The organism is Sanguibacter sp. 25GB23B1, from assembly GCF_040012415.1.
Lineage (GTDB): Bacteria > Actinomycetota > Actinomycetes > Actinomycetales > Cellulomonadaceae > Sanguibacter.
Window position 1 is genome coordinate 83,428 of sequence record NZ_JBDYKL010000004.1, and the last position, 26,600, is coordinate 110,027.

Here is a 26,600-nt window from a genome sequence, read left to right on the forward strand (position 1 = left end):
CCCATGCCTGACTCCTCGCTCCCGCACGACCCAGCACTCCCGCACGACCCGGCCCTGCCGCTCGATCCCGAGAACCCGTTCGCGACCGCGTCGACCCTGCCCTACGGGCTCCCGGACTTCGCGCGTGTGCGCGACGAGCACTACGTCCCGGCGGTCCGCGCCGGGATGGCTGCCGAGCTCGCAGACGTCGAGGCGATCGTCACCGACCCGGAGCCGCCGAGCGTCGAGAACACCCTCGAGGCGCTCGAGCGCAGCGGCGCGCTGCTCGACCGCGTGCTGAGCGTCCTCTTCAACGTCGCGAGCGCCGACGCGACGGAATCGATCGAGGACATCGAGGAGATGCTCGCCCCCGAGCTCTCGGCCCACCACGACGCGATCTTCATGGACGCACGCCTCTACGCGCGCGTTGCCGCGCTCGACACCGCGGTCCGTGACGGCAGCGTCACCGTCGACCCCGAGACGTCCTGGCTGCTGGAGAACCTCCTGCGCGACTTCCGCCGCTCCGGCATCGACCTCGACCCCGCCGACCAGGACCGGCTCCGCGAGCTCAACGCACGGATCACGTCCCTCGAGTCCGCCTTCGGCCGCAAGCTCCTCGCCGGGGCCAACGCGGCGAGCGTGCTCGTCGACGACGTCGCCGACCTCGACGGCATGCCTGCCGACGCGATCGCCGCGGCCGCTCTCGCCGCGCAGGACCGGGGCGAGACCGGGAAGTACCTCCTCGAGATGCAGCTCCCCACACAGCAGGGCGTCCTCGCATCCCTGCGCCGGCGCGACGTCCGCGAGCGGGTCCACCGCGCGGCCACGACCCGCGGCGCCACCGGCGACGACACGGACACCCGCGAGACGCTCCTCGAGCTGGCCCGCCTGCGCGCCGAGCACGCACGCCTCCTCGGCTACGAGCACCACGCCGCGTACATCGCCGAGGACGCCACGGCCAGGACGACCGAGGCCGTGACGGCGATGCTCGCGCGACTCGCGCCCGCCGCGGCAGCCAACGCGCACCGCGAGGCGAAGGATCTCCAGACCACGCTCGCCGCCGACCTCGCCGGCCCTGCCGACGCCGTGCTCGAGCCCTGGGACTGGGCGTACTACGCCGAACGTCTCCGCAAGGAGCGCTACGCGATCGACGATGCGCTCCTGCGCCCCTACCTGGAGCTCGACCGTGTGGTGCGCGACGGCGTCTTCCGCGCCGCGAACCTCCTCTACGGCATCACGTTCGTCGACCGGCCCGACCTCGTGGGCTACCACCCCGACGTGCAGACCTTCGAGGTGCTCGACGCCGACGGCTCAGGCCTGGGCCTCTTCCTCGCGGACTTCTTCACACGCGAGTCCAAGCGCGGGGGCGCATGGATGAACACCCTCGTCGACCAGAGCGACCTCCTCGGCCACCGGTCCGTCGTCGTGAACAACCTCAACATCGTCCGCGCGCCGGCGGGGGAGCCGACCCTCCTCGTGCTCGACGAGGTCATCACTCTCTTCCACGAGTTCGGCCACGCGCTGCACGCCCTCTTCTCGGCCGTCCGCTACCCGTCGCACTCCGGCACCGAGGTCCCACGCGACTTCGTCGAGTACCCCTCCCAGGTCAACGAGATGTGGGCGTGGGACGAGGCGATCCTCACGCGCTACGCCATCCACCACGAGACCGGCGAACCACTCCCGGAGCACTGGGTACGGACGCTCGTCGACTCCCGCCAGTTCAACGAGGGCTTCGCCACGACCGAGTACCTCGCGGCGGCGATCCTCGACCAGGCCTGGCACACGCTGGCACCCGAGGACGTGCCGACCGACGTCGAGGACGTGCTCGCGTTCGAGGCCGCTGCGCTCGCGGACGCGGGCGTCGGGCTCACCGCCGTCCCGCCGCGCTACCGCACGACGTACTTCAACCACGTGTTCGGGGGCGGCTACTCGGCCGGCTACTACTCCTACATCTGGTCCGAGGTGCTCGACGCCGACACGGTGGAGTGGTTCGGCGAGAACGGTGGGCTGCGGCGGGAGAACGGTGACGTGTTCCGTGCCGCCCTGCTCTCTCGCGGCGGTTCGACGGACCCCATGGAGGCCTTCGCCGCGCTGCGCGGCCGTGGACCGGACATCGAGCCGCTCCTCGCTCGTCGCGGGCTCACCCCGTCGCCGGTGGTCCTCGCGGCCCACGACGGTAGCGTGAGGGCATGACGTCTGCCCTCAGCGGTGCTCCGCTCCCCACCAGCCAGACCATCGACCAGCGCCCGGGCGCCCCCGTCCCGACGGCGCAGGACGAGGTGGTGCGGATCTGCCAAGAGCTGCTGCGCATCGACACGTCGAACTACGGCGACAACGAGGGACCGGGGGAGCGGGCGGCCGCCGAGCACGTCATGGGTCTGCTCCAGGAGGTCGGCCTCGAGCCCGAGCTCTTCGAGTCGTCGCCCGGGCGGGCCAACGTCGTCGTGCGGATCCCGGGCGAGGACCCCACACGTCCGGCCCTCGTCCTGCACGGTCACCTCGACGTCGTGCCCGCACAGGCCGCCGACTGGGCCGTCGACCCGTTCGCCGGCGAAGAGATCGACGGGCTCCTCTGGGGCCGCGGCGCCGTCGACATGAAGGACATGGACGCCATGATCCTCGCGGTCGTGCGACAGATGGTGCGCGAGGGGCGCAAGCCCGCACGGGACGTCGTCGTCGCGTTCTTCGCCGACGAGGAGGCGGGCGGCCGGTACGGGGCTCGGTACGCCGTCGACCACAGGCCCGAGCTCTTCGAAGGCGCGACCGAGGCCATCAGCGAGGTCGGCGGGTTCTCCGTCGAGATCAACGGGCACCGCGCCTACCTCCTGCAGACCGCGGAGAAGGGCCTCGGCTGGCTGCGTCTCGTCGCCGACGGCCGGGCCGGTCACGGCTCGCAGGTCGCACAGGACAACGCCGTGACCCACCTCGCCGCGGCGATCGCCCGTATCGGCCAGCACGAGTGGCCCACCGTCATGACGCCGACGGTCGACGCGCTCCTGCAGGGCGTCTCGCGCCTGACCGGCCTGACCTACGACCCGGCCGACCCTGCAGGCGTCGACCGGCTCATCGACGCGCTCGGACCCGCGTCCCGCTTCGTCGGGGCGACCATCCGCAACACCGCGAACCCCACGCAGCTGTCCGCCGGGTACAAGGCCAACGTCATCCCGGGACGGGCCGAGGCGACCATCGACGTGCGTTTCCTCGCCGGTCACACCGAGAGCGGCATGGAGACGCTGCGACAGCTCGCCGGCGACAAGGTCCGGATCGAGCCCATCCACGAGGACATCGCGCTCGAAGCACCGTTCAGCGGTCGCCTCGTCGACTCGATGGTCAGCGCGGTCCTCGCTGAGGACTCCGACGCCACCGTGCTGCCGTACGCGCTGTCCGCCGGGACGGACAACAAGTCCCTCGCCCGTCTCGGCATCACCGGGTACGGCTTCGCGCCCCTGCAGCTGCCGGCAGACCTGGACTTCCCCGGGATGTTCCACGGCATCGACGAGCGCGTGCCCGTCGAGTCCCTGAAGTTCGGCGTCCGCGTCCTCGACCGGCTGGTGCGCGACTGCTAGGCGCAGGCGCGCTCGCTAGAGCGTGCTGCGCACGCGGATGATCTTGCGCCGCAGCCACACCCGGCGCTCGCCACCGACGTAGAGGGCGGAACGAGCCAGCTCCCAGCGCCCGTACTCGGCTTCCTCGGTGAGGAGCTGTCGGGTCTGCGACCGCGACGCATCGCGGGGGACCGCGACGACGCGGTACTCGTACTGGCGGCCCTCGGCGGACCAGTGCCCTTCACGGTCCTGCACGGGGGCGCTGCTGGCGTCGGTCATGTCCACCACCTTCGAGCGACGGTTCGGCGCCGCTGGGGCGCCGCCGGTCTGAGACAGGCCGGAGCCGAACGGGCTCGGCTGTGCTTGTCGACCGAAGGTACCAGGTCCCCCCGACATTCTCCTGCGACGCTGTGAGCAGCAGTTTCACCCCTGATCAGGCCGGTCGTGCCGAACTCACAGGGGTATCCGGTGCCAATCGTCGCGAGTCGGCGCTAACGTCAGGGGTATGACCGTCGACCCACGCGCAGCCCTCGATCGCCTCGTCGCAGCCCTCGAGGCGCACTACTCAGCGATCGTCAACCGGCGCGGCGCCGACGACCCCGCGGTGGACGACTTCTACTACGTGCTCGCCGACGCGTTCGACGTCTACGACACGGCCCTCGAGCAGGTCCACCACGAGGCCACCCCGTTCTATCTCGCGGACGAAGATGACGACGACGAGGACGACGACGACGAGGACATCGAGGACGACGAGGATCTCGAGGGCACCGACCTCGACGAGGACGAGCAGGACGACGAGGACGACGCCGCGAGCTGACCCGCCCGCCGGGACGGTCAGCCGATGGGCGACGGTTCGGCGTCGCTCGAGCTGACGTCGTCGAGAGCCATCGCCACGGCGTGCGGCAGGTCGAGGTCGACAGCGGTCAGCACCTCCCGCAGCTGGGCCGGTGTCCGGGCACCCACGAGGGCCGAGGCGACGTACGGTCGCTCGAGCACCCACGCGAGAGCAACCTCGAGCGGTGCGCGGCCGAGTCCCTGCGCGGCGGTGCACACGGCGTCCACGATCGACGAGCCCCGGGCGTCGAGGTACGGCTCGACGAAACCGGCAAGGTGCCGTGACGCACCACGGGAGTCGGCAGGCAGCGAGCGACGGTACTTCCCGGTGAGCACGCCCCGGCCGAGCGCCGACCAGGCGATGAGGCCTGTCCCGAGCGCCTCGACGGCCGGGACGAGGTTCCTCTCGATCTCGCGCTCGAGGAGCGAGTGCTCGACCTCGACGGCCGCGAGCTCGGCGTCGCCGTGGGCCGGGAGCATCGCCGCCGCGAAGCCGGTCTGCCAGGCCGCGTGGTTCGACAGCCCCACGTAGCGGGCGCGCCCGCTGGTCAGGGCGTGGCGCATCGCCGACACGGTCTCCTCCAGAGGGGTGTGCGGGTCGGGCGCCTGGACGAGGTAGAGGTCGACGTGGTCGGTCCCGAGGCGCTTCAGCGACGCGTCGAGCGAGCCGAGCAGCCCGCCCCGGGACGCGTCGACGACACGCCCGGACGGCGTCGACCGGATCCCGCCCTTCGTGCACAGGACGACCTCGTCACGGCCGACGACGGAGCCGAGCAGCGAGCCGAGGATCTCCTCGCTCGCTCCCGACGAGTACGACGCCGCCGTGTCGACGAAGGTCCCTCCGGCCTCGGAGAAGTCCCGCAGCTGTTCCGCCGCGTCCTGGGCGTCGGTGTCGAGCCCCCAGGACATCGTGCCGAGCCCCAGGAGCGAGACGTACAGACCCGTTCGACCCATGCGGCGTTGTTCCATGACGGAAGCGTACGTGTCGGGCATGTCCCGGCCTGTAACGTGTCTCAGCGTGAACGCGTTCGAAGCCATCTTCCTCGGACTGGTCCAGGGACTCACCGAGTTCCTCCCCGTCTCGTCCAGCGCGCACCTGCGCATCATCGGTGAGCTCATCGGGTCCTCGGACCCGGGTGCTGCGTTCACTGCGATCACCCAGATCGGCACGGAGTGCGCCGTGCTGCTGTACTTCAGGAGGGACCTGGCACGCATCTGCGTGGCGTGGTGGAAGGCCCTGCGCGGCGACCACGGCCCCACGTGGCGTGAGCGGATGGGTGCCGGCGACCACGACGCCCAGATGGGCTGGTACATCGGCCTCGGGAGCATCCCGATCGTCGTGCTGGGCCTGCTCCTGCAGGACTCCATCGAGACGTCCTTCCGCAACCTCTACCTCACGGCGCTCATGCTGGCCGGTTTCGCTCTGCTGCTCGGCTGGGCGGACAAGGTCGGGCGCAAGGCGACGCCGCTCGAGGGACTCAACCCGCGGCACGCGCTCTACTTCGGCCTGGCCCAGGCGGCAGCACTCATCCCGGGCGTGTCACGCTCCGGCGGGACCATCACGGCCGGTCTGCTCATGGGCTACACCCGCGAGGCTGCGGCGCGATACTCGTTCTTCCTCGCCATCCCGGCGGTCCTCGGCTCCGGCTTCTACAAGCTCGCCACCTCTGCGGGCGAGATCGGCGCGCCCGGCATGCCGAGCATGGCTGCGACGTTCCTCGCGACCCTCGTCGCGTTCGTCGTCGGCTACCTCGTCATCATCGTCTTCCTCAAGATCGTCTCGACGTTCAGCTACAAGCCGTTCGTGCGCTATCGCATCGGTCTCGCGATCGTGGTCGTGCTGCTTCTCCTGCTCGGCGTGCTCGAGGCCGAGGGCGGCGTCTGACCCTCGCCCTCGCGTGGTTCGGTCCTGTCCGGGCTCGTGCACGTGCCGTGCACGGGGCGGGCAGGACCGGATCGCGGCTAGTCTTGGTCAGTGCTCACCTGGCCCGCTCCACAGATCCCCGTTCTCCCCGGCCGCGGTGACAGCGTCCACGTCTACGACAGCTCGACGGGTCGTCTCGTCGTCGCGGCTGCTGGGCCGCACGCCACGCTCTACGTGTGCGGCATCACGCCCTACGACGCGACCCACATCGGCCATGCCGCCACGTACGTGGCCTTCGACCTGCTCGGCCGGGCGTGGCGTGACGCAGGCCTCGCTGTGACCTATGCCTCGAACGTCACCGACGTCGACGACCCGCTCCTGGAGCGCGCGACCGCTCTCGGGATCGACTGGCGGGACCTGGCGGCCGACCAGACCGCGCTCTTCGCCGAGGACATGGCCGCGCTCGGCGTCATCCCGCCGGACGTCTACCTGGGTGCGGTCGAGACCATCGAGCCGGTCGCCCGCGCGGTGGAAGACCTCGTCGCGCAGGGCGCCGCGTACCGAGTCCCGCTCGAGGACGGTGCGGGAGGACTGTCTCCCGAGGTGGGCGACGTCTACGCGGACGTCGCCGCCGACCCGTCCTTCGGGCAGGTCTCGCGGCAGGACCGCACAACGATGGTCGAGCTCTTCCGCGAGCGTGGCGGTGACCCGGACCGCGCGGGCAAGCGCGACCCTCTCGACCCGCTCCTGTGGCGTCGGGAACGCGTGGGCGAGCCGGCATGGGACGGCGGGAGCCTCGGGACCGGGCGACCCGGCTGGCACATCGAGTGCGCCGTCATCGCGCGGGGCGCGCTCGGGCTGCCGTTCGACGTGCAGGGCGGCGGCTCTGACCTCCTCTTCCCGCACCACGAGATGAGCACGTCGCACGCCCGCCTGCTCGGCGACGGCGACACCCACGGCGTCGGGGCTGCGACCCACGTCCACGCGGGCCTCGTCGCCTACGAGGGCGAGAAGATGAGCAAGTCCCGCGGCAATCTCGTGTTCGTCTCCCGGCTGCGTGCTCAGGGCGTCGAGCCCATGGCGATCCGCCTGGCCCTCCTCGCGCACCACTACCGCAGCGACTGGGAGTGGACGGACGTCGACCTCGCCGAGGGCGCGCGCCGCTTCGAGACGTGGCGCTCAGCAGTCTCCGGCAACGGCGGGCCCGACGCGACGTCCACGCTCGCCGCGATCCGGGAGGCCCTGGCCAACGACCTCGACGCACCGGCGGCCCTCGCCGCGGTCGACGAGTGGGCCAAGCTCTCGCTCGCCGGCGCGGGCGAGACGCTCGAGGGCGCTCCGGGAGTCATGGCGCGCGCCGTCAACAGCCTGCTGGGCGTGCGGCTCTAGATGTCCTGACGCACCGGTCTCAGGAGCCCTTGTCCCGGCGCCTGAGGTACTGCTCGAACTCGCGTGCGATCGCCTCGCCGCTCGCCTCGGGCAGCTCGACGGTGTCCTTCGCCTGCTCCAGCTGCTGGACGTACTCGGCGATCTCGGCATCCTCCGCCGCGAGCTCGTCGACGCCGTGCTGCCACGCCTCGGCGTCCTCGGGAAGCTCGCCGAGCGGGATCGTCTCGCCGAGGAACGTCTCGAGCCGCGAGAGGATCGAGACGGTCGCCTTGGGCGAGGGCGGGTGCGCCACGTAGTGGGGCACGGCCGCCCAGACCGACAACGAGTGGAAGCCGGCCACCTGCGCCGCGTGGTGCAGGACGCCGACGATCCCGGTCGGGCCCTCGTAGGAGTTGCGCTCGACACCGAGCAACGACTGCACGGCCGGGTCGTCCGACGTGACCGTCACGGGGATCGGGCGGGTGTGCGGAACGTCGGCGAGGAGCGCCCCGAGCGTGACGATCGTCGTGACCCCCAGCGTGCGGGCGATCTCGACGAGCTCGGCGCAGTAGCTCTTCCACCGCATCGACGGCTCGATGCCGTGCACGAGGACGATCCGTCGCCCGGTGGTCGGTCCCTGCGCGACGGATATCGTGGTCGTGGGCCAGGTCATCTCACGGTTGCCCTCGGCGTCGGTCGCGACGACAGGTCGGTTGACCTGGAAGTCGTGATAGTCCTCCGGGTCGAGCTCGTCGACCTGGTCGGCGTCCCACATGTCGCTCAGGTGCAGGAGCGCCGAGCTGGCCGCGCTGCCGGCGTCGTTCCAGCCCTCGAACGCGGCGAGCATGATGGCGTCCTGGTCGTCCGCACCGCTGGTCGGAGACTGGGGGTCGGGAGTGGGGAGAGGCGCGTTCATCCCACCAGCCTAGAGCGACGGGTCTTGATCGACCGTCCGCGCGAGCCGATACGATGGATCGATACCCTGACCCGACCGCGCCTGACTGACGGCGTACCGCGCACGAGCTGCACGCGGCGGCGATGCTCACCACCGTCCGCGCGCCCGGTCCCGGGCCCGGACGGGCTGCCAGCGATACGGGGTAGGGTTCGGCGACCGACCGGTCCCGGGCCGACGTGGCACGTTCGTGCCGCGCCGCAGCAGACGTGCGGATGCTGAGAAGGAGGAGATGTGGCACGACGAGGCCAAGGCCGGTCCGGCGGCGCTCAGACGGCCCCCGGTGCCCAGCGCCGCCGCGCCCCGCGTCGCACCGCGCAGGGGATCATCCCGGTGCTCGCCGACGTCGCCCGTGAGGTCGACAGCGCAGTGCAGCGACCGCCGACGCGCCCGGCGGTGCGCACGAAGTTCCAGGTCGTGGCGCTGCTCGTGCGGGAGGAACGGGCCCGGGTGATGGCCGACGACTCTCTGACGGTGGCCCGACGCGGCGAGCAGCTCAAGCGCCTCGACGGTGTCGCGACGATGCTGGCCAGGACCGCTGTCCGGGACACCTCGCTGCTCGCGCTGCTCGCTGACGACGCCCGTGTCTCTGACGCGGCGCGCGCCTACAAGGCGTCGGTGATGCGCGCCGGCGGCCTGGAGCCGCCGGAAGAGCCCTCGCCGGTGGCTCCGACCGCACCCGTGCCCGCAGCCTCGACCTCGGTGGTACCCCAGTCGGTCCGTTCGCGCCAGATGGCGAACCCTTTCCTCGCCCCGGACTTCGAGGCAGCGGCTGCGCGGACCGCGACACGCGCTCGCCGGCTCGCTGGCTGGGAGCTGCTCGAGCCACTCTTCCGGTCCTTCGAGCGAGCCGCCACCGGAGCGCCTGCGTGCATGACGCTGCCTGACCCGCGCGCGGTGTCCGTCCCCCGGGGCAAGGAGCTCATGCCGCACCAGGCCCAGGTCGTGACAGCCGTGGCCCGCGGACATCGCACGTTCCTTCTCGCCGACGAGCCCGGGCTCGGGAAGACCGCGCAGGCGCTGCTCGCCGCCCAGGTGGCCGACGCCTATCCGCTCCTCGTCGTGGTGCCCAACGTCGTCAAGGCGAACTGGGCGCACGAGGTGGCCCTGTGGACCCCGTCGCGGCCGGCCACGGTGGTCCACGGTGACGGCGACCGGATGGACGGCTTCGCCGACGTCGTGATCGTCAACTACGAGCTGCTGGACCGGCACGTGGGCTGGCTCGGCGAGATGGGCTTCCGCGGCATGGTCGTCGACGAGGCGCACTTCATCAAGAACAAGACCTCCCAGCGCTCCCAGCACGTCCTGGCGCTCTCGGAGCGGATCCGCACGCGCGTCGCCAGACCGCTGCTCATGGCCCTGACAGGCACCCCGCTCATCAACGACATCGAGGACTTCCGAGCGATCTGGCAGTTCCTCGGCTGGATCGACGACGAGGCCCCTCTCGGTGCGCTCCAGAGCGCCCTCGAAGACACAGGGCTGACCCCGGCCGACCCGGGCTTCTCGGCCGCAGCGCGGTCCAGCGTGATCGACATGGGCATCGTGCGCCGTCGCAAGGTCGACGTGGTCGCCGACATCCCGGCCCGCCGGGTCGCGGACCTGCCGGTCGAGCTCGACGGTGCGGCCGGCCGATCGATCCGCGCCGCCGAGTCCGCGCTCGTCGACCGGCTGGTCCAGCGGTACCGGACCGCCCTGGAGCTGCGCGCCGTCAGCGGCGACCCCGACGAGATCGACCACGAGCTCGTGCGCCGGATCGCCGCGGCCGAGCTCAAGGACTCGAGCTCGAAGGCCGGGGGCGAGAACGTCTTCACGATGGTCCGCCGGATCGGCCAGGCCAAGGCCGGGCCGGCCGCCGACTACGCGGCACAGCTCGCCCGCAACGTCGGCAAGGTCGTGTTCTTCGCCAAGCACGTCGACGTCATGGACCAGGCCGAGCAGCTCTTCGCCGACCGAGGCATCCGCTACGCCTCGATCCGCGGCGACCAGACGCCCAGGGTGCGCGAGAAGAACATCGCCGCGTTCACCGACGACCCGGAGGTGTCGATCGTCGTGTGCTCGTTGACGGCCGCGGGTGTCGGCCTCAACCTCCAGGTGGCCTCGAACCTCGTGCTGGCCGAGCTCTCGTGGACCTACGCCGAGCAGACCCAGGCCATCGACCGGATCCACCGGATCGGCCAAGCCGAGCCCGTCACCGCGTGGCGGATCATCGCCGCGCAGACGATCGACTCGAGGATCGCCGAGCTCATCGACAGCAAGTCCGGGCTCGCCGCCCGCGCGCTGGACGGCGCCAGCGAGGAGGACGTCTCCTCGTCCGCGACCGTGCAGCTCGACGCCCTCGTCGGGCTGCTGACGGACGCTCTCGCCGAACGCGACTAGCCTCGGCCCCCGCACCACAGACGACGGTGCACCACGACAGACGGAGGACATCTTGCCTTTTCCCGAGACGGACGTCGACGCAGGTCAGCGCCCTGACGGCACTGAAGGCGCGGAAGGCACCGAAGGCTCGCGGGTCCTGCCGGCCGCCGTGCTCTGGGACATGGACGGGACGCTCATCGACTCCGAGCAGTACTGGATGGCCGCCGAGCACGAGCTCGTCCGCTCCCACGGAGGCGTGTGGACCCACGAGGACGCGCTGAGCCTCGTGGGGAACCCGCTCGACGCGTCGGCGGAGATCCTCCAGGCGCACGGTGTCGATCTCTCGGTGGACGAGATCATCACGTTCCTCATCACGCGGGTGACCGCCCGGGTGTCTGCCGAGGTGCCATGGCAGCCGGGTGCGGTCGAGGCCCTCGCCTGGTTGCGGGAGCTCGACGTCCCGTGCGCGCTCGTGACGATGTCCTACCGGTCCCTCGCCGACGCCTTCGTCGAGCGGACACCTGCCGGCACCTTCGCGGCGGTGGTCACGGGTGACGAGGTGACGCACGGCAAGCCGCACCCGGAGCCCTACCTCCGTGCTGCGGAGATCCTCGGCGTCCGGATCGAGGACTGTCTCGTCGTCGAGGACTCGCCCGCCGGCATCGGTTCTGCTCTCGCGTGCGGCGGCATCCCGGTGGGTGTCGAGGTCCTTGTCCCGTTGTCCGACTCGCCGCGGCTGACCAGGCTCCCGTCGCTCCGCGACCTCACCCCCGACCTCGTCGACCGTGTGGTCCGCGGGGAGGTCATCGACCTGCTGGCTCCAACGGCCTGACACCCAGCGCCCGCTCCACGGCGTCAGGGTCCACGTCCGGGCTGGTGCCCCCGAACTCGGGGCAGATGCTCTGATGGGCGCACCACCCGCACAGCGGGGTCCGGCGAGGTCGCCACTCGCCGGAGAGAGCTGCCTGCTCGATGCTCGACCACAGGGAGCGCACACGCGTCTCCGTCGCGACGAGGTCGCTCTCGGTCGGCTCGTTCCGCAGCACCTTGCCGTCACCGAGGTAGACGAGCTGGAGCATCTTCGGCACGGTCCCGCGCTCGCGCCACACGACGAGGCCGTAGAAGCGCATCTGGAAGACTGCGGACCCCTCGTACCCTGCACGCGGGGACTTCCCGGACTTGTAGTCCACCACCCGAACCGCTCCGTCCGGGGCCACGTCGATCCGGTCGATGATCCCGCGCAGCAGCGGCCCGCCGTCGAGCTGCGACTCGACGAAGAGCTCGCGGGACTCCGGCTCCAGGCGCGTCGGGTCTTCCAGGGTGAAGTACGTCGCGACGAGCCGGCCGGCGCTCGCGAGCCACGCAGCGGACTCCTCCGTCGACGCGAAGAGGTCCCCGTACTCGGGCCGGGCCTCCTGGAGGCGGGACCACTCGCCGGGGAGGAGCCCCTGGGCGTGGGCGACCGTGCGCTCGCCGAGCGGGGCGTCGTAGAGACGCTCGAGCACCGAGTGCACGAGCGTCCCGCGCACGGCAGCCGTGCTCGGGGGCTCGGGCAGCTTGTCCACGACGCGGAACCGGAAGAGGAGCGGGCACTGCGTGAAGTCGTTCGCCCGCGACGGGGAGAGACCGGGGCGGCGGACCGTGTCGGCCGGGACCGGTGCAGACGGGGTGGTGTCGGGAGGCGTGGCGGGCATGTCTCGAGCGTAGGGCGTGCTGCCCACAGTCCGGGCACCGTAGGGTGGCCGCTGTGGACAAGCGCACAGGGTGGGTCGTCGGACGCGTCGCAGGGGCACCCGTGGTCCTCCAGCCGTCGGCGCTCGTCATGGTGGCGATCCTCACCGTCCTCTTCCTGCCGACCGTGCGCTCCATGGCGCCGTCGCTCGGTTCGAGGGCGCTCGTCGGCTCTTTCGTGGTCGTCGCGCTCCTCATGCTCTCCGTGTTCCTCCACGAGCTCGCGCACGCTCTCGTCGCGCGGTCCCGAGGGATGCGGGTCCGGGAGCTGGCGCTGACGCTCTGGGGTGGACACACGGCGTTCACCGACACGAGCTCGACCCCGTTCTCCAGCGGTCTCGTCGCGGTCGTGGGTCCGCTGACGAACATCTCGATCGCGCTCGTCGCCTGGTGGGGCTACGTCGTCCAGGACGGCGCGGGGCTCGTCGCCCTCCTGCTCTACGTCACGGCCTACGCCAATGCCGCCGTCGGTGTGTTCAACCTCCTGCCCGGTCTCCCGCTCGACGGTGGGCAGGTCGTCGAGGCCGTCGTCTGGCGCGCGACCGGGTCACGGCTCACCGGGACGTCCGTCGCGGCATGGACGGGTCGCGTCCTGGCCGTCCTCGTCGTCGTCGCCGCCATCTCCGTCCCTGGTCTGCGCGGCCAGGAGGTCAACCTCCTCATGGTCGTGTGGGCTGCGTTCATCGGAGCGTTCATGTGGTCCGCGGCGTCGCAGGCGCTCGCGGCGAGCCGCGTGCGGGCTCAGGCCGAGGCGCTGGACCCGCGGGCCCTGGCCCGCCCCGCGGTCGCGGTCGACGCTCGCGGGAGCGTCGCGGACGTCCTCGCGGCCGTCCAGGCCGGGTCGGTGGACGTCGCCGTCGCGTGCGTCCTGACGACCGACGGTCACCCCGTGGGCTACGTCGACGAGGACGCGCTGGCCGGTGTCCCCTCCGCCGTGGCCTCCTCGACGCCGGCCTGGTCGGTCGGCGTCGCCCTGCCACCGGGCTCCCTCGTCGACGTCGGGCTGCGCGGCATCGCGCTCCACTCGGCCGTCGTGCGCGCGGCCCGCCAGACGAGCACTCTCGCCGTGACGGACGGCCCGCAGGTGGTCGGGCTGCTGCGCGTGACGGACGTCGCGCGAGCCATGCACCTAGACTGACCCGTTGTGACTGATGACGTGAACACCGTGCCACCCGCCCCGCTCGACGCTCCGACCGCCCCGCTCGAACCCTCCGCGGCGCTCGCGGGCAGCGCGCCGGACGACGGGGTCGCCCCCACCGGAGCGGCCATGCGGCGCGGCCCGTTCCGCGTGGGCGACCGGGTGCAGCTCACCGACCCCCGGGGCCGGCTCCACACGATCACCCTCGCCGCCGGGGCCTCCTTTCACACGCACCGCGGCTACTTCCAGCACGACGACATCATCGGCACGAGCGAAGGCTCCGTCGTCACCACGACGTCAGGGATCGACTACCTCGCCCTGCGGCCGCTGCTCAGCGACTACACGCTCTCCATGCCACGCGGTGCCGCGGTGGTCTACCCCAAGGACGCCGGCCAGATCGTCGCGATGGCGGACATCTTCCCCGGCGCGCGCGTCATCGAGGCGGGCGTCGGCTCCGGTGCGCTGACGATGTCGCTCCTTCGCGCCGTCGGCGACGGCGGCTCGTTGCACTCCATCGAGCGTCGCGAGGACTTCGCCGACATCGCCCGCGGGAACGTCGAGCTCTTCTTCGGCGGGCCGCACCCCGCCTGGGAGCTCTCCATCGGTGACCTCTCGGACGTGCTGCCCGAGGTCGCGGCTCCGGGCTCGGTGGACCGGATCGTCCTCGACATGCTCGCGCCCTGGGAGAACCTCGAGGCCTCGGCCGTCGCGCTCGCTCCGGGCGGGGTGCTCATCTGCTACGTCGCGACGACCACGCAGCTCTCCCGCCTGGGCGAGGAGCTGCGCGCCGACGGCCGGTACACCGAGCCTGAGGCGTGGGAGACGATGATCCGCGGCTGGCACATCGAAGGGCTCGCGGTGCGCCCCGAGCACCGGATGGTCGGGCACACCGGCTTCCTCCTCAAGAGCCGTCGGATGGCCGACGGGATCGACGCCCCGGTGCGTCGCCGCAGGCCGTCGAAGGGCGCGTACCCGGTCGACGGCGAGTGGAGCCCAGAGGAGCTCGGCGAGCGTGCCGTCTCCGACAAGAAGGTGCGCCGCGTGCGCCGGGACGTGGGCCAGGCGCTCGACGCGTCCGGTGTTACCGGACCGACACACGACGTTGATGCGGACGGTCCCGCACCGGGCGAGGATGTATGACAAGGTCGTTGCTCCGGTAGCGGACGACTCGATGCTCTCACAGCGGAAGAGGTGCACCCACATGAGTGACATGTCAGCGACGTCGTTCCGGGGGGAACGCGACGAGCAGGCCCGGCGCCTCGCGACGCTCTCCGCCCAGAACGAGCGCCTCGCCCAGGTCCTGGGGGAGGCCCGCGGGAAGATCGTCGAGCTCCAGCAGCAGATCGACGACCTCGCGAAGCCACCTGGGACCTACGCGGTCTTCCTCGGCGCGCACGAGGACGGCACGGTCGACATCATGTCCGCCGGTCGCAAGATGCATGTCGGCGCGAGCCCTGCCGTCGACCTCGAGAGCATCCGTCCCGGCCAGGAGGTCAAGCTCAACGAGGCGCTCACCGTCGTCGCCGCCGGTGGCTACGAGATGGTCGGTGAGCTCGTCACGGTCAAGGAGCTGCTCGACGACGGTCGTGCGCTCGTCGTCGGCCGCGCGGACGACGAACGCGTCGTCCGTCTCGCGGGGCCCCTCGCCGACGGTCCGCTGCGCGTCGGCGACGCCCTGACGATCGACCCGCGGGCCGGCTTCGTCTACGAGCGCATCCCCACGGCCGAGGTCGAGGACCTCGTCCTCGAGGAGGTGCCGGACATCGAGTACACGGACATCGGCGGGCTCGGACCGCAGATCGAGCAGATCCGTGACGCGGTGGAGCTGCCGTTCAACCACCCGGACCTGTTCCGCGAGCACGGCCTCCGACCGCCCAAGGGGATCCTGCTGTACGGGCCACCCGGTTGCGGAAAGACGCTCATCGCGAAGGCGGTGGCCCATTCGCTGGCCGCGGCGGTGGACCGCCGCGCCGCGGAGAAGGCCGCGCTCGATGGCGGGGAGGGCGGGACCGTCGTCGAGACCTCCACCCAGTCGAAGAGCTACTTCCTCAACATCAAGGGCCCGGAGCTCCTCAACAAGTACGTCGGCGAGACCGAGCGCCATATCCGTCTCATCTTCGCCCGAGCGCGGGAGAAGGCGTCGCAGGGGAACCCGGTCGTCGTGTTCTTCGACGAGATGGAGTCGCTCTTCCGCACCCGCGGTACGGGCCTGTCCTCCGACGTCGAGACGACGATCGTGCCGCAGCTGCTCAGCGAGATCGACGGGGTCGAGCGCCTCGAGAACGTCATCGTCATCGGCGCGTCCAACCGCGAGGACATGATCGACCCCGCCATCCTGCGGCCCGGCCGGCTCGACGTGAAGATCAAGATCGAGCGCCCCGACGCGGAAGGTGCGCGGGAGATCTTCGGCAAGTACCTCACGCCGGACCTGCCCCTCCACGCGGGCGACCTGGCCGAGCACGACGGCGACGCCGCAGCGGCGTTCGAGGCGATGATCCAGCGCGTCGTCGAGCGGATGTACACCGACAGCGAGGAGAACCAGTTCCTCGAGGTCACCTACGCCTCCGGAGACAAGGAGACCCTCTACTTCAAGGACTTCAGCTCGGGGGCGATGATCCAGAACATCGTCGACAGGGCGAAGAAGTCGGCGATCAAGGACTTCCTCGCCACCGGACAGCGCGGGATCCGCGTCGAGCACCTCATCACCGCGTGCGTCGACGAGTTCAAGGAGAACGAGGACCTTCCCAACACGACGAACCCCGACGACTGGGCGCGCATCTCCGGGAAGAAGGGCGAGCGCATCGTCTTCATCCGGACGATCGTCCAGGACAAGACGGGCAAGGGGAAGACCGCGTCCGGCCGCACGATCGACACGGTGACGAACACCGGCCAGTACCTCTGAACCGTCCGTCGGACGGTCCTCGTCAGGTCCGGTCGGCGCCGGGCACTACGGTTGACCCGTGACTGTGCGACGCGTGATGGGGATCGAGACCGAGTACGGCGTGCTCCAGCGCGGGAACCCGATGGCGAACCCGATGCTCATGTCGAGCCAGGTGGTCATGGCCTACCGGGCGATCAGCTCGTCCGCGCGAGGCCGGGCCCGGTGGGACTACGTCGACGAGGACCCGCTGCTCGATGCGCGGGGCTTCCACGTGCAGCGCGCGTCTGCGCACCCGTCGATGCTCACGGACGACCCGCGGAACCCGGCGCCCGCAGGCCCGGTCCCCGGGGCTCCGGGCGACCACGCCCGGCTGGAGATCATCGACCGGCCGACGACCGAGGAGTACGACGACCCCAGCGCCGCCAACGCGATCCTCACGAACGGTGCGCGCCTCTACGTCGACCACGCTCACCCCGAGTACGCGTCGCCCGAGGTGAGCAACCCGCTCGACGCCGTGCGCTGGGACGTGGCGGGGGAGCGGATCATGCTCACCGCTGCCCGCGAGGTGGCCGGGACGATGAACGTCGACGTCCAGCTCTACAAGAACAACACCGACGGCAAGGGGGCGAGCTACGGCACGCACGAGAACTTCCTCGTCGATCGCGACGTGCCGTTCAGCGACATCGTCGAGCTCCTCACGGCCTTCCTCGTCACCCGGAACGTCTTCGCCGGCTCGGGCCGGGTGGGGATCGGGGCGACCGGGGCGGAGCCCGGGTTCCAGCTCTCCCAGCGCGCCGACTACATGGAGGCGGAGGTCGGGCTCGAGACCACCTTGCGTCGGCCGATCATCAACACCCGCGACGAGCCGCACGCCGACCGGTCGAGGTGGCGCCGGCTCCACCTCATCATCGGTGACGCCAACCTCTTCGAGACCGCGACCTTCCTCAAGCTCGGCACCACGTCGCTCGTGCTCTGGGCGCTCGAGAACCTCGATGCGGTCCCCGGTCTGCGGGGAGAGCTCGCTGCGCTCCGGCTGGCGGACCCCGTCGGTGCGGTGCGCATCGTCAGTCGCGACCTCGACCTCACTGCGCCTCTCGTGCTCGCGGACGGCCGCAGGCTCACCGCGTTGGAGATCCAGGAGCTCCACGTCGCGGCGGTGCGCCGGGCGCTGGACGCCGTCGACGGGTGGGACGACGACACCTCGTCGGTCCTCGACCGGTGGGCGTCCGTGCTCCGGCGGCTCGCCGCGGACCGTGAGTCGTGCGCACGGGACGTCGAGTGGGTGGCCAAGCTCCGGCTCCTCGAGGGGCTGCGCTCGCGCGACGGGCTCGAGTGGGACCACCCGCGGCTCGCAGCGATGGACATCCAGTGGTCGGACGTGCGCCCCGAGCGAGGGATCTACCACCGGCTCGTGAGCGCCGGTGCTGTCGAGCGGCTGGTCGAGGATGCCGAGGTCGGGTGGGCCGTCGCCCATCCGCCGCGCGACACCCGGGCGTTCTTCCGCGGGGAGGCGATGGCTCGGTTCGGTGACGCTGTCTCGGCCGCGAGCTGGGACTCCGTGATCTTCGACATCCCGGGCGCCGCGTCCCTGCAGCGGGTGCCGATGATGGATCCGTGGCGTGGGACGCAGGAGCACGTGGGTCGCCTCTTCGAGTCGACGACCGACCCCGGCGAGTTCCTCGCGGCGCTCCTGGCCTAGCTGTCGCGACCGTTCCGACCGGGCGGTCTACCGGAGCTCGGCGTACCGGCGCAGGGTTGCTCGAGCGGTCGTGATCTGACGCTCGTAGGTGAGCCCGAGCGTGAGGAGCACGAGGCCGGTCACGGCGAGGACCACCCATCCCGGGATACCGGTGAGCGCTGCGAGAGCGGGCGGCCCGGCGAGGACGACCACCTGGAGGACGAGGGCGGCGGCACCGATCGCGACGGGCGCCTGCCAGCGCATCCGGAGCCCGGCGAGCAGCCAGCCGCAGGCGGTGAGGACGCCGAGCGCGACGCGCCAGCCCTCAGGGTCGCTCATGAGCGTGACGGTGACCGGTGCGAGCGTCGCGAAGACGCCATAGCTGACGGTGCTCCATGTGGGGACGGCCGATTCGACGATGGCTGCGCGGACCGCCGCGACCGCGACGAAGACCCCGACGAGCGTGAGCATGAGGTCGGGTGGCACCGCGGTGGAGGACGTGAGCCCGAGGGCGACCGCGTAGGCGGCGACGAGCGGCGGGACGGCGCGGCGCAGGAACTCCGCCCGCGAGCCGACGCGAGGCAGTCCGGGCGGTGTCCCGAGGAGTGCGACGGCACCCCACACCATGACGAGGGACACGACGGTCCAGAGGGTGCCGGTGTCGCCGAGCGAGCCGCTCGCCACCAGGGTCCACGCGGGGACCGTGAGCGTGAGAGCCGTGAGGCTCGCAGCCCAGCTGCGAGGCCCCGCGGTCGGTGCCCACGGCCACTCCCGGGCGAGCAGCCAGGAGAAGCCGGAGACGGTGAGCGCAGCCAGGCCGATCCACAGACCGGGCTGGGCGGCGGTGTCGGAGAGCAGGGACCGGGCGTGGTCCTGCGACATCGCGGTCCCGCGGCCGTGCAGAGCTGCCCACGCCGTAGCGAGGACCGCGGAACGACCGGCGACACCGATCACGGCGACGACGAGGCCGAGCAGGAGGAACCACGTGGTGAGGCCGGGCACCACCGCTCGGACCGGAGCCGGACCGCCGAGCGCGGCGCCCCGGGTCTCGGCTGGACCGGTGGTGCCCTCGTGGCTGCTCGCGCGTGCGACGCGGAGCTCCCCGGCGACGAGAACCCCGGCCGCGACGACGACGAGGGCTGCGAGGACCGCGAGAGAGCGCCACTGGGTCGAGCCCGGGGCGAGGAGGACGGTCGGCAGCAGGAGGATCGTGCAGCCCGCGAGGAGCAGATCGCGACCGGCACGTCGTCGGTGCCGCACGGCGTGTGCACCGACCGCGGCGAGGACGAGAGCGCCGGGTGCCGTGTACGCCTCGACCGTCTCGATCCCTCCTGACCCGAGTGCGTTCCACGATGCGCTGATGGCGAGCGCGAGCGCGAACCAGCCCGCACGAGCGCGGCCGGGCATGAACGCCCAGGCCGCGGTGGCGGTCGCAGCGATGACGAGGGCCACCGTGAGGACGTCCACGGGCCGATGGACGGCGACGAGGAGGAGGACGAGGAGCCCGAGGGCCACGGAGCTCGTCTCCATGGCGTTCCGCACACGGGCGTCGCCGGTCCTGCGTGTGCCGGCGACGATCGGGAAGAGTGCGACGACGACGAGGCTGATGATCTCCCACTCGATCGCACGGTCGGCGACGAGGGGGCGCACGGTGAGAGCGGCGAGGACGGCCAGCACCGGTGTCGCGGCCGCGCCGGCGACGACCGCGACCGGCCGGACGGACTGCCGAGAACCGAGGGCGAGCGCACCGGCGAGGACTGCGAGCAGGGTCACGCTCGTGAGTGCCAGGACGGTGACCCATGGCGGTGGTGCGTCGGCTGAGGGTGTGGCCACGAGCCACCCGCCTGGGGTGAGTGCTGTTGCGACGATCGCGAGGGCGTTGACGGCGGTCGTCGCACCGAGGACCGCGTGCACGTCCGGTGCCGTGATCGTCCAGGAGAGAACCCTGACCTGCCCGGTGGCGTCCCGGACGGAGTTGTCGGCGACCGCGAGGATCCCGAGAGCCAGCAGGACGAGCGGCAGTGTCGCACCCGGCCAGGCGGCGCTGGGCTCGGCCGTGGCCGAACCCAGCGCGGTGGCAGCGCCTGCTGCCCCGACGACGAGCGCGACGAGCAGGAGACCGGCCCGAGAGTCCTGGGCCGGCTGCGCAACCGTGGTCGTGCCCCCGACCCAGGACCGGGCGACGAGAAGGACGGTCATGAGCGTGCCGAGCGAGGCGGCGAGCAGCAGCCCGCCGTCGCGGTCCGTGACCGTGGCCGCAGTGCCGGTGGCCAGGTCGACGCTCAGGAGGATCGCGAGCCCGACGGCCGTGAGACAGGTGGTGCGCAGTGCCGTGGACCACTCGCGCGGAAGACGGCGTCCGGCTGCGACGACGAGCACCAGCGGGACGACGAGCCAGTAGGCGACGACGAGAGCGGGTTCCGTCAGGAGCAGTGCGACACCGAGGACGAGGAGGGCCGCATACCAGGGCGCGGGCCTGAGCACGGCCCGTCTGGTCGTGAACCCGCCCGACGGCCCTCCGGGGTGTCCGGGAGCCGTCCACAGCATTGGTGCGGGTGCGGGCGCGGGTGCGGGTGCGGGTGCGGGCGCGGGCGTCGACGGCAGCGTCGGACGGTCGACAGCCGCGTGCACGCACGCTCCGCCCAGTGCCACGACGACTCCCAGCAGCCCTGCCCACAGCGTGGGCTGCAGGTCCGGGGAGACAGGGCCGTTCCCCAGCACCGAGAGCATGAGCAGGACGATGGTGAGCGACGGGAGTGCGGTCGTCGCGAAGAAGACGCACCACCCCGCAGTCGAGCCACCGGAGTCCAGTCGAGGGAGGAGGCGGACGAGGAGGACCATGCTCGCTGCGCCGGCGAGGGCGCCCAGCGGGACGACCCACAGCGAGGACGCGCTCACGACGTCGCCTGCGAGGGCGAGGGCCAGGCACACGACGGCGAGGGTCTGGCTCGAGCCGGCGGCGATCGACCACACCGTGCTCCGTGATCGGAGGAGCCACGACCACGCGTGGGAGACGACGGCGACGACGACGAGGACTCCTGCTGTCGCGAGCGGGCCGTCGACGAGCAGGACCACGACCGTCAGGAGCAGCGCGAGCGCCATGAGGACCATGGCCAGCACCCGCAGGACGGGTGCAGCCCGCCGGTCGCAGAAGCCGGTGAACTGGATGCCGCACGCGATGACCGCGAAGACCACGAGCAGCGTTCCCAGGCTCACCGTGCGCGCGTCCAGGCTGAGGAGGAGAGGTGCGACCGGCAGCAGGATGCAGCCGACCGTGCGAGGGACGTCGAGCCGCAGGAGGACACCGAGCCCGACGAGCGCCGCTGCCGACCCGAGAGCGGCCACGGCCGCGAACGTGGCTCCGTCCGGTTGCGGCACCAGACCGGTCGCGTGGAGTGCCCACGCGTCGAGGACCACGAGCAGCGATCCGAGCGCCGCGATGGCGTCCGCGGACGAGGACAGCCCCTTGCGGCCCGCGAGCGTGGCGGCGCCGAAGACGGCCGCGGTGACGACGGCGATGACGGTGGCGCGGAGACCGAGCGGCATGACGCCCCACGCGAAGGCGAGGAAGACGATGCTCGCGCCCGCGAGGAGCAGCGCACCGAGCCCGAGGAGGACGTTCTGGAGCGGCCAGCTCGCCCTCGGTGCTGGTGCCTGGTGGGGCGTCGGCGGCTGGTGGGGCACCGCGATGCGCGGGACGGGGACCCCGGGTGGCAGGTACGCAGCGCCCGGCGACACGGCAGGTGTCTGCGACGGGCGCGCGAGAGGTGGCTGTTGCGCCGGCATGGCGTGCGCACGACCAGTGCTGCGCATCGTCCTGATGAGGGTGTCACGACGATCGAGCAGGCTGGCGGCGCGGGTCGAGACGTCCCACAGCTCCGTGCCCCCGGGGCCGACGAGGGAGAGCCCGCAGGCGCCGCACCGCGGTCCCGCGAGGGCTGCGCCGCAGGCCGGGCACCGTGAGGCGTCCGTCAGCAGGGCCCTGTCGAACCACTGCGAGGCCTGTCCGGCCGATCGTGTCGTCGTCATGGGGCCTGATCCTGCCGTACGTGCTGCTGCCGGCGTGCATCTGCCGCCGGAGCCTGTGGACACTTGCTCGGTCGGGGCGTCGATGAGGTTAGATGGGAGTTCGTCACAGTTGTGCGCGGACGGTAGGAGGAGCACATGTCAGGTCAGGAACACCAGCAGCACTCTCCGCAGGATCGGACGCCCGACGACGTCGACCCGGCACCGGCCCCCACGAGCGCGCCGGTCGTGCGTGACGCGGAGGTCGATGCGCTCCTCGACGAGATCGACGACGTCCTCGAGACGAACGCCGAGTCCTTCGTCAGAGGATTCGTCCAGAAGGGCGGGCAGTAGGCCGCATGACGGAGGAACCGACGGGCCGTCTCCCTCGAGCGTTCACGACACCGGGCACGTCGTCGTTCGTCGACTTCCTGGCGTCCCACTCGCCGGCCATGCTGCCGGGCGGCCGCCCGCTCCCGCACGGTGACGTCCCTGCGAGCCCGCGGGCGACCACGATCGTCGCCGCGACCTTCGACGGTGGTGTCGTCATGGCGGGGGACCGGCGCGCGACGATGGGGTCGATGATCGCCAACCGCGAGATCGAGAAGGTCTTCGCAGCAGACGAGTACTCCGCGGTGGGGATCGCCGGATCAGCCGGGATCGCGCTGGAGCTCGTGCGTCTCTTCCAGCTCGAGCTCGAGCACTACGAGAAGATCGAGGGCACGCTCCTCTCTCTCGACGGCAAGGCGAACCGGCTCTCGACGATGATCCGCGGGAACCTCGCCCTCGCGATGCAGGGCCTGGCTGTCGTCCCGCTCTTCGCCGGGTACGACCTCGCGGCACACGTCGGACGGATCTTCTCCTACGACGTCACGGGTGGACGCTACGAGGAGCTGGAGCACCACAGCGTCGGCTCCGGCTCGGTCTTCGCCCGGGGGGCGCTCAAGAAGCTCTGGCGACCTGGACTGGATGCGGCAGCTGCCGTCCGGGTGGCTGTCGAGTCGCTGGTCGACGCGGCCGACGACGACTCCGCGACCGGTGGGCCGGACACCGTCCGCAAGATCTGGCCGGTCGTCGCGACCATCGGCGCTACGGGCTTCCGGCGGGTGCCGGACGCCGAGCTCGAGGAGACGGTCGACGCGATCCTCGCGTCGCGCACCGAGCAGTCCCGCGTCGCTCGTGCGAGCCACGCACCGCGCCACGGGGGTGACCTGCTGTGAGCATGCCGTTCTACGTCTCGCCCGAACAGCTCATGAAGGACCGGGCCGACTATGCCCGCAAGGGCATCGCGCGCGGCCGGTCCGTCGTCGTCGCCGCGTACGAGGGCGGCATCGCGTTCGCGACGGAGAACCCCTCGCGCGCGCTGCACAAGATCTCGGAGATCTACGACCGCATCGCGTTCGCGGCCGTCGGGAAGTACAACGAGTTCGAGAACCTGCGTGTGGCCGGCGTCCGCTACGCGGACCTGCGCGGATTCTCCTACGACCGGGCCGACGTCAACGCGCGCGGGCTCGCGAACGCGTACGCGCAGACGCTCGGGACCGTCTTCACGACCGAGTCGAAGCCGCTCGAGGTCGAGCTCATCGTCGCGGAGGTGGGTCGGACCGCCGCGCAGGACCAGATCTACCGGTTGTCCTACGACGGTTCTGTGGCCGACGAGCACGGCGCGGTCGTCATCGGCGGTCAGTCGGAGCAGCTCGGCGAGGTGCTCGGCGACGGGTGGCGGCCGGACCTCTCGCTGGCCGAGGTGCTCGCCCTCGTCCGGCGCGTGCTCGCGACGCCGGCCACCGGCGACGAGGCCGACGCCTCGCCCCGGGAGATCTCGCCGGCGAGCCTCGAGGTCGCGATCCTCGACCGGGATCGTCCGCGACGTGCGTTCAAGCGCCTCGCAGGGCCTGCCCTCGACGAGCTCCTCGACGCCCAGGGGGTGCAGCGATGAGCACGCGTCGCATCTTCGGCCTCGAGACGGAGTACGGCGTGACGTGCGCCGCACCGGACGGTCACGGGCTCTCGCCCGACGAGGTCGCGCGGTACCTCTTCCGCAAGGTCGTCGCCTGGGGGCGGTCCTCCAACGTGTTCCTGCGCAACGGCTCGCGCCTCTACCTCGACGTCGGCTCCCATCCCGAGTACGCCACTGCAGAGTGCGACGACGTGCGTCAGCTCATCGCCTATGACCGCGGCGGCGAGCGCATCCTCGAAGGCCTCGTGGCCGATGCGCAGAGCCGCCTCGAGCTCGAGTCGATCCCGGGCACGATCCACCTCTTCAAGAACAACACCGACTCCGCAGGCAACTCCTACGGGTGCCACGAGAACTACCTCGTCCGGAGGCAGGGCGACTTCTCGCGGCTCGCGGACATCCTCGTCCCCTTCCTCATCACGCGGCAGATCCTCACGGGTGCGGGCAAGGTGCTGCCCGGGCCGCGCGGAGCGACCTTCTGCCTGTCGCAGCGTGCCGACCACATCTGGGAGGCGGTCTCCAGCGCGACGACGCGCTCGCGGCCCATCATCAACACGCGGGACGAGCCGCACGCCGATGCGGAGCGCTACCGCCGGCTGCACGTCATCGTGGGCGACTCGTCGATGGCGGAGCCCACGACGATGCTCAAGGTCGGCGCGACCGACATGGTGCTGCGCGTCATCGAGGCGGGCATCCCGATGCGGGACATGGCCCTGGAGAACCCGATCCGCGCGATCCGGGAGATCAGCCATGACATGACCGGCAAGGCCCCGGTCGTGCTGGCGTCGGGTCGTACCGTGACCGCGGTCGACCTGCAGCAGGAGTACCTCGTCCGGGTCCGTGACTTCGTCGAGGCGAGCGGAGAGATCTCGTCCACGGACAAGCAGGTGTTCGACCTCTGGGAGCGTGGGCTCCTCGCCCTGCAGTCCGGGGACCTCACGCCGGTCGAGCGCGAGCTCGACTGGGTCATCAAGCACCGGCTCATCCGTCGGTACCAGGAGAAGCACTCGATCGAGCTCGGCGATCCGCGGATCGCTCGCCTCGACCTCGCGTACCACGACATCTCTCGGACCGAGGGTCTCTACAACCTCCTGGCGGCCCGGGGGATGGTCGAGCGGGTGGCGAGCGACATCGAGGTGCTCGAGTCCACCGCGGTCCCGCCGCAGACCACGCGTGCGAAGCTGCGTGGAGACTTCGTCCGCAAGGCGCAGGAGGCCAAGCGTGACTACACGGTCGACTGGGTCCACCTCAAGCTCAACGACCAGGCGCAGCGCACCGTCCTGTGCAAGGACCCCTTCCAGAGTGTCGACGAGCGGGTGGAGCGGCTCATCGAGAGCATGTAGCTCTCGGCGCCGACTGCTCGCGCGCCTCGGTAGGATAGGTCCCCATGCGCCACTCGAGAATGCGAACGGTCAGATCCGGCCTGTGTGCCCTCTCGCTCGGGCTCTGCCTGGTGGTGAGCGGGTGCGGGCCGTCCCCCGAGGATGCGCCGACGACCACGACCACGACCGCTCCGCTCGTCGAGATCTCCGGGACCGGCGGCCAGGCACCGGTCTTCACGTACACGGTCCCGCTGGTCGTCGAGGAGCCGTCGACCGAGGTCGTCTGGGAGGGTGACGGCGAGCCCGTCGCCGAGAACCAGCCCGTTCTCCTGAGCATCTACTCCGAGAACGCGACGGACGCGACGGTCGTGCGTGACGACTTCGCCTCGGTGCCCCAGCCGTACCTCCTCACGCCGGAAGCCATCGGCACGGATCTCTACACCGTGCTGAGCGGGAAGACGGTCGGCACACGACTGCTGCACGTCGTCGAGGCGGACGGTACCCCGCTCGTCATGAGCATCGACATCCTTCCCACCCGTGCGGTGGGCGAGCCGAGGACCTTGGGCGAGGGGCTGCCGACGGTCACTCTCGACGAGGCCGGTGCACCGACGGTCACGGTTCCGGCCGGTGCGCTCCCGCCGCCGAGCCCTGTCGTGCAGCAGCTGATCCGTGGGACGGGGGAGCAGGTCACGGCTGGTCAGAAGGTCGTCATCCAGTTCGTCGCCGTCAAGTGGTCGACGGGAGAGGTGTTCGACACGACGTGGGGAGCCGATCTCCTGCCGGAGACGGTCACGCTGGGGGCGGACCAGCTCATCGAGGGGTTCGACGAGGGCCTCGTCGACCTGCCGGTCGGCAGCCAGGTCATGCTCGTCGTCCCACCCGGTCTGGGTTTCGGTCCGAGCGGGAACGACCTCTCGGCCGAGACGCTCGTCTATGTGGTCGACATCCTGGCGGTCTCACCGCCAGCATAGGTACACCCCGGTGGGCGAGA

Annotated in this window: 21 protein-coding genes; 16 read left to right on the top strand and 5 right to left on the bottom strand. The window is 71.3% G+C overall.

Annotation, left to right across the window (positions count from 1 at the left end):
* Positions 1–3 precede the first annotated feature (3 nt).
* Together ABKW26_RS04100 and ABKW26_RS04105 are read left to right on the top strand one after the other, a co-directional pair.
* Entirely contained in the window at positions 4–2,172 is a 2,169-nt protein-coding gene (locus ABKW26_RS04100; protein WP_348591167.1) for a M3 family metallopeptidase, read from the top strand.
* The gene (locus ABKW26_RS04105) at positions 2,169–3,545 is read left to right on the top strand and encodes a M20/M25/M40 family metallo-hydrolase (RefSeq protein ID WP_348591168.1); all 1,377 of its coding nucleotides are present in this window, start codon (positions 2,169–2,171) and stop codon (positions 3,543–3,545) included. The genes ABKW26_RS04100 and ABKW26_RS04105 overlap by 4 nt, the downstream gene beginning before the upstream one ends.
* A 15-nt stretch (positions 3,546–3,560) precedes the next feature.
* On the opposite strand, the gene ABKW26_RS04110 is transcribed toward ABKW26_RS04105, so the two are convergent.
* Positions 3,561–3,803: a DUF5703 family protein gene (locus ABKW26_RS04110; RefSeq protein WP_348591169.1), complete on the bottom strand. Its 243-nt coding sequence runs from the start codon at positions 3,801–3,803 to the stop codon at positions 3,561–3,563.
* Between the two features lie 226 nt (positions 3,804–4,029).
* On the opposite strand from ABKW26_RS04110, the gene ABKW26_RS04115 reads away from it, so the two are divergent.
* Positions 4,030–4,341, top strand: a complete 312-nt coding sequence (locus ABKW26_RS04115; RefSeq protein ID WP_348591170.1) for a primosomal protein — start codon at positions 4,030–4,032, stop codon at positions 4,339–4,341.
* Positions 4,342–4,358: 17 nt separating this feature from the next.
* Here ABKW26_RS04115 and ABKW26_RS04120 read toward each other — a convergent pair whose 3' ends face one another.
* Positions 4,359–5,327 (bottom strand): aldo/keto reductase, encoded by a 969-nt coding sequence (locus ABKW26_RS04120; RefSeq protein WP_348591171.1) that lies wholly within the window; start codon positions 5,325–5,327, stop codon positions 4,359–4,361.
* Between the two features lie 49 nt (positions 5,328–5,376).
* Here ABKW26_RS04120 and ABKW26_RS04125 point away from each other — a divergent pair, with 49 nt between their 5' ends.
* Both ABKW26_RS04125 and mshC read left to right on the top strand, forming a co-directional pair.
* The gene (locus ABKW26_RS04125) at positions 5,377–6,243 is read left to right on the top strand and encodes an undecaprenyl-diphosphate phosphatase (protein WP_348591172.1); all 867 of its coding nucleotides are present in this window, start codon (positions 5,377–5,379) and stop codon (positions 6,241–6,243) included.
* Between the two features lie 90 nt (positions 6,244–6,333).
* Positions 6,334–7,611: a cysteine--1-D-myo-inosityl 2-amino-2-deoxy-alpha-D-glucopyranoside ligase gene (gene mshC, locus ABKW26_RS04130; RefSeq protein WP_348591173.1), complete on the top strand. Its 1,278-nt coding sequence runs from the start codon at positions 6,334–6,336 to the stop codon at positions 7,609–7,611.
* Positions 7,612–7,630: 19 nt separating this feature from the next.
* Here mshC and ABKW26_RS04135 read toward each other — a convergent pair whose 3' ends face one another.
* Positions 7,631–8,506, bottom strand: coding sequence for a PAC2 family protein (locus ABKW26_RS04135; RefSeq protein WP_348591174.1), 876 nt, complete (start codon positions 8,504–8,506; stop codon positions 7,631–7,633).
* A 270-nt stretch (positions 8,507–8,776) separates the two neighbouring features.
* On the opposite strand from ABKW26_RS04135, the gene ABKW26_RS04140 reads away from it, so the two are divergent.
* Both ABKW26_RS04140 and ABKW26_RS04145 read left to right on the top strand, forming a co-directional pair.
* Positions 8,777–10,918 carry a DEAD/DEAH box helicase gene (locus tag ABKW26_RS04140; protein WP_348591175.1) on the top strand — a complete coding sequence of 714 codons (2,142 nt, stop codon included), beginning with the start codon at positions 8,777–8,779 and terminating at the stop codon, positions 10,916–10,918.
* 52 nt (positions 10,919–10,970) lie between these two features.
* The gene (locus ABKW26_RS04145; RefSeq protein WP_348591176.1) at positions 10,971–11,729 is read left to right on the top strand and encodes an HAD family phosphatase; all 759 of its coding nucleotides are present in this window, start codon (positions 10,971–10,973) and stop codon (positions 11,727–11,729) included.
* Here the strand turns inward: ABKW26_RS04145 and ABKW26_RS04150 are convergent.
* On the bottom strand, positions 11,701–12,591 hold the full coding sequence (locus ABKW26_RS04150; protein WP_348591177.1) for a PD-(D/E)XK nuclease family protein: 891 nt from the start codon (positions 12,589–12,591) through the stop codon (positions 11,701–11,703). The two genes, ABKW26_RS04145 and ABKW26_RS04150, sit on opposite strands and share 29 nt — an antisense overlap.
* A gap of 53 nt (positions 12,592–12,644) precedes the next feature.
* On the opposite strand from ABKW26_RS04150, the gene ABKW26_RS04155 reads away from it, so the two are divergent.
* The 4 genes from ABKW26_RS04155 (at position 12,645) to dop (ending at position 18,346) form a co-directional block, all read left to right on the top strand.
* Positions 12,645–13,766, top strand: a complete 1,122-nt coding sequence (locus ABKW26_RS04155; protein WP_348591178.1) for a M50 family metallopeptidase — start codon at positions 12,645–12,647, stop codon at positions 13,764–13,766.
* A gap of 129 nt (positions 13,767–13,895) precedes the next feature.
* Complete coding sequence (locus ABKW26_RS04160; protein ID WP_348591256.1) at positions 13,896–14,906, top strand: tRNA (adenine-N1)-methyltransferase; 1,011 nt, start codon at positions 13,896–13,898, stop codon at positions 14,904–14,906.
* Positions 14,907–14,967: 61 nt separating this feature from the next.
* Entirely contained in the window at positions 14,968–16,668 is a 1,701-nt protein-coding gene (gene arc, locus ABKW26_RS04165) for a proteasome ATPase (RefSeq protein WP_348591179.1), read from the top strand.
* A gap of 76 nt (positions 16,669–16,744) precedes the next feature.
* Positions 16,745–18,346, top strand: coding sequence for a depupylase/deamidase Dop (dop, locus tag ABKW26_RS04170; protein WP_348591257.1), 1,602 nt, complete (start codon positions 16,745–16,747; stop codon positions 18,344–18,346).
* A gap of 27 nt (positions 18,347–18,373) precedes the next feature.
* Here dop and ABKW26_RS04175 read toward each other — a convergent pair whose 3' ends face one another.
* Positions 18,374–22,354, bottom strand: coding sequence for a hypothetical protein (locus ABKW26_RS04175; protein WP_348591180.1), 3,981 nt, complete (start codon positions 22,352–22,354; stop codon positions 18,374–18,376).
* Between the two features lie 135 nt (positions 22,355–22,489).
* Here ABKW26_RS04175 and ABKW26_RS04180 point away from each other — a divergent pair, with 135 nt between their 5' ends.
* The 5 genes from ABKW26_RS04180 to ABKW26_RS04200 are packed head-to-tail and all read left to right on the top strand — an operon-like array spanning position 22,490 to position 26,580.
* Positions 22,490–22,684 (top strand): ubiquitin-like protein Pup, encoded by a 195-nt coding sequence (locus tag ABKW26_RS04180; RefSeq protein WP_348591181.1) that lies wholly within the window; start codon positions 22,490–22,492, stop codon positions 22,682–22,684.
* A 5-nt stretch (positions 22,685–22,689) separates the two neighbouring features.
* Positions 22,690–23,550, top strand: coding sequence for a proteasome subunit beta (gene prcB, locus ABKW26_RS04185; protein WP_348591182.1), 861 nt, complete (start codon positions 22,690–22,692; stop codon positions 23,548–23,550).
* Entirely contained in the window at positions 23,547–24,269 is a 723-nt protein-coding gene (prcA, locus tag ABKW26_RS04190; protein ID WP_348591183.1) for a proteasome subunit alpha, read from the top strand. Before prcB ends, prcA begins: the two co-directional genes overlap by 4 nt.
* Positions 24,266–25,630: a Pup--protein ligase gene (gene pafA / locus ABKW26_RS04195; RefSeq protein WP_348591184.1), complete on the top strand. Its 1,365-nt coding sequence runs from the start codon at positions 24,266–24,268 to the stop codon at positions 25,628–25,630. The genes prcA and pafA overlap by 4 nt, the downstream gene beginning before the upstream one ends.
* 44 nt (positions 25,631–25,674) lie before the next feature.
* A complete protein-coding gene (locus tag ABKW26_RS04200; RefSeq protein WP_348591185.1) occupies positions 25,675–26,580 on the top strand; it encodes an FKBP-type peptidyl-prolyl cis-trans isomerase in 906 nt (301 codons plus the stop codon).
* Positions 26,581–26,600 lie beyond the last annotated feature (20 nt).